Raw genomic sequence first — 11,947 nt, 5'->3', positions numbered from 1 at the left:
AGGGAACGGGCAGGTTGTCTCAGGTACCTGCGGGCGCCGGAGGGGCCCGGCCGCGGTCGTGCGCCGACCGGCCGGGAGAGACAAGTGAGTGCGCGGACGGCGCCGACGTGCCCGCGCCGGCGGCTGCGGCTGCGGCGCTGCCGCGGGGGTCGGTGGCGTGGTGATCCGGTAGGTTCGGGCGCTCCCCGAGGTGGTCGTGCCGGGTTCTGGCCTGGGCCGTGCAACCCGCCGCGCACGCGTCGTCCACGCGTGGACCGGTGTCAGGACGTTCGGCGCCCGTGGCCGCCGCGGCCACCGCGGCCGGGTCGGGCACCGGGGCCGCAGCGGTGTGCACGGTATCGGCGGGAACTGCCGCGAGCAGGACGGCGAGGAGCAGGGTGAACGTCGTCGCCAGCCGGTGACCGGCGGCGGCGACGGGGGGCGGGATGGTGCGGAACGCCCGGCGCATGCACCGTCCCTTTCTTCTGGATGCTCGGATGGGCGGGGTGCCGGGCCGGGGCTCCGGCCGGGTAGGGGACGGCCGGACCCCGGACGGTGGCGGGGAGGGGGCAGGGCGGAGGGGCGTCAGAGCTCGATCAGGCCGGCGCGGATGGCGTACCGGGTGAGCGCCAGCCTGTCGTGCAGACCGAGCTTGTTCAGGAGGTTGGCCCGGTGACGGTGCACGGTCTTGACGCTGATGAACAGGATCTCGGCGATCTCCTTGGAGGAGTGGCCCTCGGCGACCAGCTTGAGAACCTCCTCCTCACGCGGCGTGAGCAGGTGTTCGGCGTTCTCCTCACCGTGCCGGACGCGGTCCAGGTAGTTGCGGATCAGGGCGGTGACCGCGCCGGGGTAGAGGAACGGCTCGTTGCGCATCGCGGCCCGGCAGGCGGCGACCATGTCTCGGTCGGCGACCGACTTCAGTACGTAGCCGCAGGCCCCGGCCTTCAGCGCCTGGAACAGGTACTGCTCGTTGTCGTGCATGGTCAGTATCAGGATCCGCAGGCCCGGTTTGAGCGCCGCCAGCTCGCGGGTGGCCTGCAGGCCGGTCAGGCGCGGCATGGCGATGTCGAGGACGGCCAGGTCGATCTCATGCCGCCGGGCCTCTTCGATGGCCTCGGCCCCGTCCCCGGCCTCGGCGACCACACGCAGGTCGGGTTCCCGGTCGAGGATCAGCCGTACACCGCGGCGTACGAGGGCGTGGTCGTCGGCGAGGAGGATACGGATCGGCGTCGACCCGGCCGGGGGCGGTGTCACGACCGTGGCGGGTTCGAGGGGGATCGGCTCGGGCATGGTCAGGGCTGCTTCCTGGAGACGGGGGTGACGAGGCGGATGCGGGTGCCGGTGCCGGGTGTGGAGGTGATGTCCAGGCCGGCCCCGGCGAGCAGCGCCCGTTCCCGCATGCCGCGGATCCCGGCGCCTTCGCAGGGGGCCTCGATGCCGCGGCCGTCGTCGGTGATCTCCAGCGTCACCGCGTCACCCGAGCGGTGCAGGCTCACCTCGACCCGACGCGCGTCCGCGTGTCGGGCCGCGTTGGTCAGGCTCTCCTGGGCCACCCGGTACAGGACGAGTTCGCTTCCCTCGTCGAGGGCGGGCAGGTCGGTGTCGAGGCGGCGCACGACATGCAGTCCGGTGTGGACGGCGAAGTCCTGCGTGAGCGAGGTCAGTGCGCTGACCAGGCCCAGGTCGTCCAGGACGCCGGGCCGCAGGCGGCGTACCAGGCGGCGGACCTCGTCCAGGCTCTCCCGGGTGATCTCCTGGGCCTGTCGGAGGTCTTCGCGCAGCGGCTCGGGGGCGTCGTCCGCGGCGCGCTTGAGGACCAGCAGTATCGCGGTCATGCTCTGCCCGACCTCGTCGTGCAGCTCCTGGGCGATGCGGCGGCGCTCGGCCTCCTGGGCCAGGAGTACCCGAGCGCTGGAGGTGGCGCGTTCGTGCTCCAGCCGGTCGAGCATGGCGTTGAAGGTGCGGATCAGTTCGGAGACCTCTCTGCCGCCGCCGGCGCCGGGCACGGGCAGTCGCTGGCCGGGGCGCAGCAGGTCGACGGTGGTCATCAGCCTGGTCAGCCGGTCCAGCGGGGCCAGACCCCAGCGCAGCAGGGTGCCGTTGGCCACCAGCATCACGGCCAGACCGCCGACCAGGATGACCGCCTCGGTCAGCAGCACCGGCACGGACACCGTCACCGGCGCCCACAGCAGCAGTGCCGTGGCGGCGCCGAGCACCAGGGCGTTGAGCCCGAAGATCCGCCAGAACAGCGACACGGGGAGAACTCCTCCTTCTGCGAACCACCTCGATCGACTCTGCTCGCGCACATCACACCCCGGCGGGAGCCGCGGTGCCCGGTCGTGATCGATCCGACTCCAGCCTGCCTCCACCGGGCGCGCGCGGTCGATGGGGTCCGACCCCCATTTCCCAGGTCACCGGTTACCCATGCACCGTCCCGGGTGGTCGCCGGGTGGTCATCGCGACCCAGTGCGAATGGGGTCTGTGCCCGATGGGTTTCCACGGCCGCGCCGAGCAGAGTCGAAGGTGACCGAGCCGCCCGGACCGGCCGGTGCCCGCAGTCGTGCGGACGGCACACGGACGGACCGGGCGGCCACTACCGCGCCTGCTCACGCCCCGAGAAGGGACCTCGTCATGACGCTCGACACCTCCCAGACCGACCCCCGCCCCGGCCGGCTGACCGCTCACGAGGCCCGCCAGCGTCTCGAGCACGCCCGCGGCAGCCGGATGGCCCAGTTGCAGGCCCTGGAGGAGACCGGTCAGAGCGCGGCCGACCACCTGATGTCCGCCCAGGCGGAAGCGATTCGGCGGGTCCTCAAGGAGATCGACGAGGCGTTCGCCCGTATCGACGACGGCTCCTACGGCACCTGCCTGGGCTGCTCCAGGCCCGTGCCCGCCGAGCGCCTGGAGATCCTGCCCTACACCCGGTTCTGCGTCCCCTGCCAGCGGCACACCACCGCCTGACCGGCCGCGCCGCGTCGCGTCGCGCCGGACGCGATCCGGCCGCCCGGCTCCCGCGCTCGTGCCGTGCCCGAACCCCCGCCCTGCCCAGATCTCCCGCCCTGCCAGAGGGGTGAAGTGGTGAACCATCAGATCATCGGCGACCGTGCCACACACCTGTCCCCCGAGGTCCTCGCCGCGCTGCAGGAGAACCTGCACGAGCAGCGCCTGTTCCGCCAGGAGCAGCTTCGGCAGCTCGCCGCGGCGCCGCCCGAAGCCGGCACCTCGCGCCGGCGCCGTTCCACGGCACAGGCAGAAGTGCGGGTCAAGCTCGCCGCGTCCGCGCGTATGCTCCTCAGCGACGTGGAGGCGGCGCTGCGGCGCATCGCCGAGGGCCGCTACGGCGTCTGCCACCTGTGCCGGCGTCCCATCGACCGCGAGCGTCTGATGATCGTGCCGCAGGCCCGCTACTGCGCACGGTGCCAGCAGGTACGGGAGGCCGGCCGATGACCGCCGTACGCCACCCCGGGGCCGACTCTCCCGCCAGGTACGGGCACCGGCACGGGCCCTGGCCCTGGGCTCTCTGCCGGCGGTGCTGCGGCCTCGCCCTCGACATGGGCAGTGCCCGCACCCGCGCCTGGATCGCCGGCCGGGGAACGATCCTCGACGTACCCACGACCGCCTCCCCCGATGCCGGGGCGGTGTCCCCGATCCAGCGCGGCGCCATCGTCGACGTTCCGGAGACGTCCCGCCTGCTCGAACGGCTGCTCGGCCACCGGCTGCCCCGCCACACCCGCCCGCTCGTGGTCGTCACCGCGCCCGTGCTGGACGGCCCGACCTACCGGGAACGGGCGCGCGCGGCCGTGGACGTGCTGCACCCGCGCGCGACGCTGACCGTGCCGACCGCGCGCGCCGTGGCTCTGGGCGCGAACGCCGACCTCTCCCGGCCACTGCTCGTCGTGGATGTCGGCGCCCACCTCACCGAGGTGGTCCTGCTCGTCGACGGCGCCGTCTTCGACGCCCGGGGAACCGCCCTGGGCACCACCGATCTCGCCGGCCCCGGCGCCACGGCGGAGCTCTGCGAAGCCATCACCACCATGATCACCTCGATGCTCCGGCAGGACCGGAGCCCCCTCACGGCCGACGCCCTGAGCCGGGGAGCCCTCCTGGCAGGCGGCGGCGCCCTGCGCCCCGACCTCACCTTCCGGCTCAACGGCGGCCTGCACGCGCCTCTGCGCCCCGTCCCCGCCCCGCACACCGCCGCGATCCGCGGTGCCGCCAGGGTCCTGCAAGCCGCACACGCCCATCCCTCGACCGGCGGTACGTCCCCGCCCGGATCCGGCCCGCACTCCTGCTGAACCCCGTCCTCACCGCCACGGCCGGTGCCGCGCCACCGCCCCGCCGGTGCCGTGCCACCGCTGCGGGTGGTGCCGTCCCGGCCGCACCCGGCAGCCCCTCCGCCCCCGGAAGGAGAACCACCGTGTCCGGCGCGACACCCCCCGCGGAGCCGCCCCCGACCCGCTCCCCCCGGCACGCGTCGGCTCATCCCCTGGCACTGTGGCGCCGCCGACGCAATCCACTGCGCCGGCGCTCCGACCGCCTACAGGGCTGGATCGCGCTCGGCCTGTGCGTGCTCGTGCCCTTCCTGGGTCTGGCCGCCACGTTCGCCGTCGGGGACGCCGCCTACCGGCACTACCGCGCTACCGCCGAGCACGAGGCACGGACGCGGCACCTCACCACGGCCGTACTCGCCGAGGACGCCCCGCGTCATCCGGAGCCCGGTTCGGCGGAGGCGAGGAAGACCCGTTATCCGGTCACGGTCCGCTTCCCCGGCCCGGACGGCCTGACACGCACCGCGAGGACCGACGTTCTGCCGGGGCTGACCGAGGGCAGCGGCGTCGACGTCTGGGTCGGTTCGGACGGAGCGATCACCGAGCCGCCCATGACTGACGAGCAGATCCGCAGCCGCACCATGGGCTGGGCGATCCTGACCTTCCTGGCCGTCGCCCTCGCCGGTGCCGGCGCCTATCGCGCCGCTGCCCTGGTCCTGTACCGGCGCAATCTCGCCGAGTGGGCGAACCAGTGGGCCGAGACCGCGCCACGGTGGACCGCGTCACCCTGAGCCCAGGGCTCGCCGGAGCCTTCGGCGCTCGGCCTCAGCCGGTGAGGCGCACCCCGAACACCGGGGAGCCGGAGGTGGAGACACCGGCGCCGGAGGCGCTGACACCGGGCGTGCCGGTGGCGCTGGGACCGTTGCTGCCACGGAAGTAGACGGCCGCCCCGTCGCCCGCGTTCTCGTCCGGTACGCCGACGAGAAGGTCCCAGTCCCCGTCGTTGTGGGTGTCGGCGAGGTGGAGGGAGCTGCCGAAGTGGTCGCCGGTCTCGTCGTTGCCCGGCACGTTCGGTGTGCTCTGGGCGAAGAACCGGGTGTACGTGGTGCTGTCGGCCCCGATCGCGTCGAAGCCCTTCTCGCCGCCGAAGACGAGGGTGACCGCACCGGTACCGGTGGCGTTGCCCAGGCTCTCGCCGGGGGCGCCGACGGCGAGGAGCTGGGAGCCGTTCCCACGGTACGCCGCGACCTCCAGCGAGGCGCCGAAGCGGTCGCCGGGCTCACTGGTGTCCGGCATGTTGGGCGAGTCCTGCGTGACGGTGTACGAGACGGTGGCGGACGGGCCCTTCGCGTCGCCGTTGAAGACGCGGACGACGCCGCCGCCCTCGTTCGGGGCGCCGAGGGCGATGTCCTCGTAGAAGTTGTTGTCGAAGTCGCCGATCGCGACGGAGGTGCTGGTGGGCAGCTTGACGGTGCCGGCGGGGCTCAGGCCGTCGGTGGAGCCGAGCGCGTAGTAGGTGCTGGTGCCGGTGACGACGATGTCGGCGATCAGGTCCTCGCCGCCGAAGTTGCCCGAGGCGATGGCCGTCGGGGCGCCCGTGACGGAGGACGGCGGTACGAAGCGGTAGGCGCCGCCGTGACCGCCCGTCTTGGTGAAGCCGCCGCGGTAGACGTCGATGGTCGGATTGCTCGAGCCGATGGCCAGGTCCGGCTTCTGGTCGCTGTCGACCAGCGCGGCGAGCACCCGGCCGAACTTGTCGTGGGAGCCCGGCGCCGGGTCCGCGACCGTCACCCCGCTGGTCAGGCCCGCGCCGGAGCCCCAGAGGATGGCGACCGTACCGCCGTCGGCATCGCTGCCGACGTCCTCGCCGGGGGCGCCCACGGCGAGGTCGGCGTAGCCGTCAGCGTTGAAGTCCTGCGCCACGACGGCGTCACCGAACCGGTCCCCGGCCTCGGCCCCGCCCGGGACGCCGGGGCTGTCCTGGCTGATGACGGTACGCCGGGCGTTGCCGGGATCGGTCGTACCGCCCCACAGGATGACGACCTGCCCGGCGGCGGACCTGCCGGCCACGTACGCGCCGGGCGCGGAGACCGCGATGTCGCGGTAGCCGTCGCCGTTGAAGTCGCCGGGCACGTTGGATCCGGCAGCGGTGGCCGGACCGGCCGTGACGGTGAGCAGCCCGCCCGTCAGGGCCGCGACGGCGGCGACGGCCAGGGTGGTGCGAAGGTGCTGGGGCACGCTGGGTCTCCTGCTTGTACTTGCGTCGAGCGAGTGGCCGCACCTGGCGGCCGAACGATCAAGGAGACCCGTGACCAGGCGCAATGGTTGTACTGAGGATCCGGCGCCACCGAACGGGAGCCGCCCGCCCCGGAGTAGCTCGCAGTGGGCCGGTTACCGGGCACTTGCCGATTCGGCAAACTGCCTCGTCCTCACGGCAGGACCTTCCGGATGATTGGCGTCGAGCCAACACAGCGGCGGAGCGGCGGCAACGGGTCGTCGCGGCGCACGGCAGACCACGGGTCGGTGGAGGAGCGCATGTCTCAGCACGTCATGGAGGTCACGCACCGGTCGGTTTCCACGCCGGGGGGCCGGATCGCCCTCGCGGAGCAGGGAACCGGGCCGCTGGTGCTGCTCATCCACGGCTTCCCCGAATCCTGGTACTCCTGGCGCCACCAGCTGCCGGTCCTCGCGGCGGCGGGATACCGCGCGGTCGCGATCGACGTCCGTGGCTACGGCCGCTCCTCCAAGCCGTCCTCCGCGGACGCGTACCGGATGCTCGACCTGGTGGAGGACAACGCCGCGGTCGTGCACGCGCTGGGCGCGGAGCCGGCGGTGGTCATCGGCCACGACTGGGGCGCGGCCATCGCCGCGAACTCCGCTCTGCTCAGGCCGGAGCTCTTCCGGGCGGTCGCGCTGCTGAGCGTTCCCTACACCCCGCGCGGCGGACCCCGCCCCAGCGACGTCTTCACCCGGCTGGGCGGGGACGAGGAGTTCTACGTCTCGTACTTCCAGCAGCCGGGCCGCGCCGAGGCCGAGATCGAACCCGACGTACGGGGCTGGCTCGCCGGTTTCTACGCCGCCCTGTCGGCCGACACCATGCCGGGACCAGGCGCTCCCGACCCGCACTTCGTCGGCAGGGCCGGGACGCTGCGGGACCGGTTCCCCAGCGGCCGGCTGCCCGGTTGGCTCAGTGAGAGGGATCTCGACGTGTACGCCGGGGAGTTCGAGCGCACCGGCTTCACCGGAGCGCTCAACCGCTACCGGAACATGGACCGCGACTGGGAGGACCTGGCCGCCTACGACGGCGCTCCCCTGACCCAGCCGTCACTGTTCATCGGCGGCAGCCTGGACGCCTCCACGACCTGGCTGGCCGACGCTATCAAGGCGTACCCGGTCACCCTGCCGAACCTGGTCTCCTCCCACCTCCTCGACGGCTGCGGCCACTGGATCCAGCAGGAACGCCCCGCCGAGGTCAACCGGATCCTCACCGACTGGCTGGCCGCCCTGCCCGTCTGAGGCACGCGGGCACCGCCGACCGGCGCACCGCGGGCCGCCGTGGGCGCGATGGACGCCGACGCGATCCGGACCGCGTTCACCTCCCCTGCCGGTCACCCGGATGCTGCGGCGCTTTGTTCAATCGTTTGTTCACACGGCCCGTGCTCTTCGGCACTCTGCTGGATGTCGAACTCGCACGAGTCGGGGTCGTAGTCGCCCGTGTTCTGGACGTTCCCGTTGTTCTGCCTGATAGTGCCGTCCTGCGAGTTGCTGTTCGAGAAGTCGTCGCCGTCACTGCTCCAGTCGGTCCCGGACTCGTTGCGGTCGGAGCCGCCGTCGCCGCCCTCGGACTGCGGTTCGTGCGAGCCGCCGCCGTCGCCGCCGCCCTCGGACTGCGGCGATTGTTGTTGCTGATGCTATCCCGAATCCCCTGATCCGCCATCGCCGCCACCGGGGTCTTGCTGCACCGGGGCTGCCGAGACCGCGGAAGCCGGAACGGCGGCTGCCTCGGAGAAGGCCGGGGTCACCGAGAAGGAAAGCGCAACAGCCAGACATGACGCGCCGAAATAGCGGCTGAGCCGCCGACGCGGGGTGCTGGTCATGATTGTTCCCGGATGGAACAGAAGTGTTTGATCCTGCATGCGGGCATCGGATACCCGTATTGACCTCGGGGACCTGCGCACCCAGGACTCGTGAGGATGCACCCAGATCCTCAGACCACTCAGTCTTCACCTCACGGCGGACGAATGCAAAGAAGGGGGAAGTGAGGAGCGCCGATCGCCGGTGTCACTCGTGGTGCGGGACCACCACGACGGGACACTCCGAGTGGTGCAGCACCGTGTGTCCCACGAGCCCGAGTTGCGGACCGAGATGGCCACGGGGCCGGCGGGCGGCGATGACCACGAGGTCGGCCGCCGAGGACCGGGCGACCAGTGCATGGCGTGCGGAACCCTCGAACAACGTGTGATGCATGGAAACACCGGGGTATTCCTCGTCGGCACCGTCCAGTGCCTCGGCGAGCAGGAGCGACGCCTGTTCCTCCTCGCCACGGGCGGGCTCCCCGGTCGGCTGCGACTGCGGCGGGGTCCCGTGCGCCGGGCGACGCCAGGCCCGTACGGCCTCGACCTCGCACCCGCGCACCGCGCCCTCCCGCAGGGCGTACCGGATCGCCGGCCGGTCCGTGCCGCCGCCGACGCCCACGACGACAAGACCGTTGACGGCCTGTCGGTTCTGCTCCCGCCCGCGCACCACGACGACCGGGCAGGGAGACCGGGCCGCCAGCGAAAGACTGACCGAGCCGAGCAGAAGCTCCCTGATCGGGCCCCTGCCACGCACCCCGGTCACGACGGCCGCGGCGTGGCGCGCCTCGCTCAGCAGTGCCGACGCGGGATCCTCCGGCACCACGTCGGTGCTGATCTCCAGCGTCGGCGCGCGCTGCCGGGCACGCTGGGACGCTCCCGCCACGATGCCCTCGACGAGGTCGCGCTCGGTCACCACGTCCGGGCCGGTCCCGGGCGCGTCCGCCAGGGCCTCGCTCTCGTACCGCTCCCACAGTGAGGCGTGGACGATCCGCAGCGGGCAATCGTGGCGGACCGCCTCGTCCGCGGCCCAGTCCACGGCGTGGAGGCTGGGCTCCGAGCCGTCGACGCCCACGACCAAGGGCAGCACCATGGTTCCCACCACCTCCGGCGCGCCGAAGTGCCCTCCCATTCTCTCTCCGCCCGGCCCGCGCGGCTCGTGGACCAGACCACCGGGCGGGGCGCCGCGGCCTCACCCGTACGGCCGTGTGCGCTGGTGGACGGTCCGGTCCGGTGGTGCGCTGGGGGCAACACCCCTGCTCCTACGCCCCTTCTCCTACGCCCCCGCCCCTGCGCCCCCCACTCCCCTGCGTTTCTGTTCCTGCGTTTCCGCTCCTAGGAGGCCGTGCCATGCCACGACGCCCGTCCCGCCCCGCCCGTGTCCTCGCCGCCGCCATGGCGGCGGGCGCCCTGCTGGCCACCGGGGCTTGCTCGGACCGTGACGACAAGGCGAACCAGAGCTCGGACGCCTCCGCGTCGCCGACCGCAGGGCAGTCCCGGGCCGCCGCACCCGCCGCCCGGCGTTCCCCCTCCCCCTCCCCGTCCGCCACCCTGACCGAGTCCGGCGCGAAAACGGCGCTGATCACGGAGGCGGACATCGAGGAGGACTGGACGCAGGTGGACGACGCCGAGAAGTGGCGTGACAGCCTGCTCATCGGCACGGTCGACGTCCACGAGTTCGTCACCGGCAAGGCGGACGCCGCCGAATGCCAGCGCCTGCTCGACGGCCTCTACGGCGAGGACCTGCTCGGCAAGCCCTCGGGCGCGTTCGCGGTGACCGGTTTCGAGGAAGGCAACTCCCGTCTGCTGTACCAGGTCGGCACCTACGACCAGTCCGACCTGGACGACTCCATGAAGTGGCTCGCGTCCCTGCCGGACGAGTGCGACCAGTTCACCGTGACCGGCTCCGAGGGCGACGAACGCACGGTCGAGGTCATCGAGACCTCGCTGCCCGACGAAGGCGATGCCCGGCAAGGGCTCGAAGTGACGGTCAAGGGCACGGCTGACGGCGAACCCACCACGCTCACCATGGACGTCGCCGTCGTACGCGTCGGCACGGACGCGATCATCGTGGCCGGCGGCGGCCTGGACGGTGGCGCTCAGGACTCCGTCAACGCGGCGGTGGAGCAGGGCACCGAACGGCTGGAGGACGTCCTGGCGGGCCGCACACCCGCCGCCTCCCCCACACCGGGCGACTGACCGACCAGGTACCAGTAGGCCACGAGCGCGACGAGGGTCGCTGAAGCCGCCGTCCATCCTGCTGGCACCCGTTCGAGCAGGGGCGCATCCCGGATGGCCAGTGGCGACGTACCGTTCCTAGCCTCGGGTCATGATCTTTCGTCGTTACCGATTGTCAGCTGCTGTACTCGTGACGCTGGCCGCGTCAGCTCTGCCGTTCCCGGCGGCCACGGCCTCGGCCACGCCACGTCCCTCCGCCGTGACCGAGGCCGTGCAGCGGGACGCGGATGCGCTGCGCGACGCCGGAGTCACCGGCGTGGCGGTCCGGCTGGAGACCCCGCGCGGGGTCACCACTGTCCGCTCGGGTGTGGGTGATCTGGACAGCCGCCGCCCGGTTCCGAAGGCCGGCTACGTGCGCTTCGGCAGTACCACCAAGACGTTCGTCGCCACCGTCGCGTTGCAACTGGTGGGTGAGAAGCGGCTGTCCCTCGACCAGACGGTGGAACAGCTGCTGCCCGGAGTCGTGTCGGGAGCCGGAAACGACGGCCGGACCATCACGGTCCGCGACTTGCTGCAGCACACCAGCGGGTTACCTGACTACGTCTACGACGTCTTCCCCGAGCCCAGTGCCCAGACCTACTTCGCCAACCGGTGGCGTTCGTACCGGCCGGAACAACTGGTCGCCCTGGCCATGCGCCATGAACCCGCCTTCCCGGCGGGCACCCGCTGGGCGTACTCCAACACGAACTACGTACTCGCCGCGATGATCATCGAGAAGGTCACCGGCCGCACCTGGGAACAGCAGGTCCACGAGCGCATCCTGAGCCCCCTCGGGCTGCGGCAGACGGACACGCCGGGCACCGATCCCTTCCTGCCGCATCCGCATGCGTCCAACTACCAGCAATTCGCGGTGGACGGCCCCTTGGCCGACACCACGATCCCCTATCGGCCCTTCGACAGCGGGGCCGACGGCTCCATGACGGGCACTGCCCGCGACCTCAACCGCTTCTTCGCCGCCCTGGCCGGCGGCAAGCTGCTGGAGCGCGCCGAACTCGCCGTCATGCGGGCCACCGTGCCAGTACCGCAGGACAGCGGCCACCCAGCGGGCACCGAGGCCGGCCTCGGGCTGTTCTTCACGCCCCTGTCCTGCGGCAGCGGTTACATCGGGCACGGCGGAAGCGGCTTCGGATACGTCATCCGCAGCGCCACCACCACGGACGGCCGACGCACCGTCACCGTCTCCGCGCACAGCCGCTCCGCCGATCCTCAGAGCGCCGCTCGCCAGGAAGACGCTCTGAACGACCTCATCGACCACGCCCTTTGCGGCACGACGCAAGCCGGTCGGTGACTTGACTCAATCACCGCTGAATAAGCCCGGTAATGGACCGGAACGAGGTAGTCAAGGACCGGTCCGACACACCCTGTGAATATGCCTGGCGAACCATC

12 protein-coding genes are annotated in these 11,947 nt (G+C 72.2%); 7 read left to right on the top strand and 5 right to left on the bottom strand.

Features of this window, described 5'->3' with window-relative positions; all coding sequences use genetic code 11:
* Window positions 1–19: 19 nt before the first annotated feature.
* The 3 genes from AMK31_RS31265 to AMK31_RS31255 all read right to left on the bottom strand — a co-directional run bounded on the left by AMK31_RS31265 (window position 20) and on the right by AMK31_RS31255 (window position 2,237).
* Window positions 20–448, bottom strand: a complete 429-nt coding sequence (locus AMK31_RS31265; protein WP_073944073.1) for a hypothetical protein — start codon at window positions 446–448, stop codon at window positions 20–22.
* A 116-nt stretch (window positions 449–564) separates the two neighbouring features.
* On the bottom strand, window positions 565–1,272 hold the full coding sequence (locus AMK31_RS31260) for a response regulator (RefSeq protein WP_073944072.1): 708 nt from the start codon (window positions 1,270–1,272) through the stop codon (window positions 565–567).
* Between the two features lie 2 nt (window positions 1,273–1,274).
* Entirely contained in the window at window positions 1,275–2,237 is a 963-nt protein-coding gene (locus AMK31_RS31255) for a HAMP domain-containing sensor histidine kinase (RefSeq protein ID WP_073944071.1), read from the bottom strand.
* Window positions 2,238–2,613: 376 nt separating this feature from the next.
* Here AMK31_RS31255 and AMK31_RS31250 point away from each other — a divergent pair, with 376 nt between their 5' ends.
* From AMK31_RS31250 to AMK31_RS31235, 4 genes are all read left to right on the top strand, one after another.
* Window positions 2,614–2,943 (top strand): TraR/DksA family transcriptional regulator, encoded by a 330-nt coding sequence (locus tag AMK31_RS31250; protein ID WP_073944070.1) that lies wholly within the window; start codon window positions 2,614–2,616, stop codon window positions 2,941–2,943.
* Between the two features lie 114 nt (window positions 2,944–3,057).
* Window positions 3,058–3,429: a TraR/DksA family transcriptional regulator gene (locus AMK31_RS31245; RefSeq protein ID WP_073944069.1), complete on the top strand. Its 372-nt coding sequence runs from the start codon at window positions 3,058–3,060 to the stop codon at window positions 3,427–3,429.
* Complete coding sequence (locus AMK31_RS31240; RefSeq protein ID WP_073944068.1) at window positions 3,426–4,277, top strand: rod shape-determining protein; 852 nt, start codon at window positions 3,426–3,428, stop codon at window positions 4,275–4,277. The genes AMK31_RS31245 and AMK31_RS31240 overlap by 4 nt, the downstream gene beginning before the upstream one ends.
* A gap of 122 nt (window positions 4,278–4,399) precedes the next feature.
* On the top strand, window positions 4,400–5,041 hold the full coding sequence (locus AMK31_RS31235; protein ID WP_073944067.1) for an Rv1733c family protein: 642 nt from the start codon (window positions 4,400–4,402) through the stop codon (window positions 5,039–5,041).
* 34 nt (window positions 5,042–5,075) lie between these two features.
* Here AMK31_RS31235 and AMK31_RS31230 read toward each other — a convergent pair whose 3' ends face one another.
* Window positions 5,076–6,488 (bottom strand): FG-GAP repeat protein, encoded by a 1,413-nt coding sequence (locus AMK31_RS31230; protein ID WP_073944066.1) that lies wholly within the window; start codon window positions 6,486–6,488, stop codon window positions 5,076–5,078.
* Window positions 6,489–6,785: 297 nt separating this feature from the next.
* Here AMK31_RS31230 and AMK31_RS31225 point away from each other — a divergent pair, with 297 nt between their 5' ends.
* Window positions 6,786–7,766, top strand: coding sequence for an alpha/beta fold hydrolase (locus AMK31_RS31225; protein WP_073944065.1), 981 nt, complete (start codon window positions 6,786–6,788; stop codon window positions 7,764–7,766).
* Window positions 7,767–8,531: 765 nt separating this feature from the next.
* On the opposite strand, the gene AMK31_RS31220 is transcribed toward AMK31_RS31225, so the two are convergent.
* Window positions 8,532–9,416, bottom strand: a complete 885-nt coding sequence (locus AMK31_RS31220; RefSeq protein ID WP_079187015.1) for a universal stress protein — start codon at window positions 9,414–9,416, stop codon at window positions 8,532–8,534.
* 257 nt (window positions 9,417–9,673) lie between these two features.
* On the opposite strand from AMK31_RS31220, the gene AMK31_RS31215 reads away from it, so the two are divergent.
* Together AMK31_RS31215 and AMK31_RS31210 are read left to right on the top strand one after the other, a co-directional pair.
* Entirely contained in the window at window positions 9,674–10,522 is an 849-nt protein-coding gene (locus AMK31_RS31215; RefSeq protein WP_073944064.1) for a hypothetical protein, read from the top strand.
* Window positions 10,523–10,652: 130 nt separating this feature from the next.
* Entirely contained in the window at window positions 10,653–11,849 is a 1,197-nt protein-coding gene (locus AMK31_RS31210) for a serine hydrolase domain-containing protein (protein WP_079186999.1), read from the top strand.
* Window positions 11,850–11,947: the final 98 nt, after the last annotated feature.

It is taken from the genome of Streptomyces sp. TSRI0107, from assembly GCF_001905845.1.
Classification (GTDB): Bacteria; Actinomycetota; Actinomycetes; order Streptomycetales; family Streptomycetaceae; genus Streptomyces.
This window is presented reverse-complemented; position numbering and strand designations above follow the sequence as displayed.